Below are 1,147 nucleotides of genomic sequence, written 5' to 3' on the forward strand. Positions count from 1 at the left end.
CTGGAGCGACCGGATCGCGATCGGGGTGGCGGGTGCCATGGTCACGCTCGGGCGCGTGGCGGCGACGGTGACGGCACCGGCTGCACCACCGACCACCAGCAGACCGGCCGCGGCGAGCGCCAGACGGTTGCGGCGGAGATTCAAGCGCGTGTTCGGCGCGGGGTGGGAATGTTCGGTCATTCGTCGTTCCTCTCATTGGTTGACGAATCACCGTCTAGGCGACCGCTCCCGACGCACGCTGAACCAAGCCGTTCAGATTCCGTTGGGGTCTGAGGCGTAGGGACAGGCGCATGAGGGTATTATTGGTCGAGGACGATGCGGCGATCGCCGACGGGCTGGCGCGAGCGTTGCGCGCGGAGCATTTCGCGGTCGACGTCGTGAACAATGGCGAGGATGGCGGCCATCTGGGCGCAACCGAACTCTATGACGCGGCGGTGCTCGATCTCGGCCTGCCCAAGCGCGACGGGCTGTCGGTCTTGCGCGACTGGCGTGCGGCGGGGCGCGACCTGCCCGTCCTGATCCTGACCGCGCGCGACGGCTGGTCCGAGAAGGTCGAGGGCTTCAAGGCGGGCGCCGACGACTACGTCGTGAAGCCGTTCCGGGTCGAGGAAGTGGTCATGCGGCTCCGCGCGCTGGTCCGTCGCGCGGCCGGTCATGCCGCATCGCGCGTCACCTGCGGACCGCTGACGTTCGACGCACAACTCGGCACGTTCGAGTTGAACGGCCTGCCGCTCAAACTCACCGCCTTCGAATGGCGCGTCCTCTCAGCCCTAATGCTCCGCCGCGAAGTTGTCATTGAACGCCACGACCTAACCAACCGCGTCTACGAACACGACGCAGACGTGGATTCGAACTCGATCGAGGTGATCATCGGCCGGCTGCGGCGGAAGATCGGTGCGCAGATGATCGAGACGGTGCGCGGCCGTGGGTACCGGCTGACGGCGGACGGGGCGTGATGACCATGTCCACCACCCCGGCGAAGGCCGTGGCCCAATTGGGGGACGTCGCTGATGGAGCGCAGTCCGCCATTATAAAAACCTTTCTAATTGGGCCCCGGCCTTTGCCGGGGTGGGATCTGGCTGTCGGATCGCTATACCTAGATGGGCGCCCGTGATGAACCGCTTCCGCCTCATTCCCCGATCGCTCT

The 1,147-nt window shown here is 66.3% G+C and carries 2 protein-coding genes; one reads left to right on the top strand and one right to left on the bottom strand.

Annotated features, from left to right (window positions below):
* Positions 1-180, bottom strand: a 180-nt coding sequence (locus tag U1872_RS22545) for a hypothetical protein (protein ID WP_443025444.1), incomplete at its 3' end; no start/stop codon positions are given.
* A gap of 110 nt (positions 181-290) precedes the next feature.
* Between U1872_RS22545 and U1872_RS22550 the strand changes: the two genes are divergently transcribed.
* Positions 291-956 (top strand): response regulator, encoded by a 666-nt coding sequence (locus U1872_RS22550; protein WP_332746512.1) that lies wholly within the window; start codon positions 291-293, stop codon positions 954-956.
* The last annotated feature ends 191 nt before the right edge of the window (positions 957-1,147 follow it).

Origin of the sequence: Parasphingomonas frigoris, assembly GCF_036663815.1 — a bacterium.
Lineage (GTDB): Bacteria > Pseudomonadota > Alphaproteobacteria > Sphingomonadales > Sphingomonadaceae > Sphingomonas.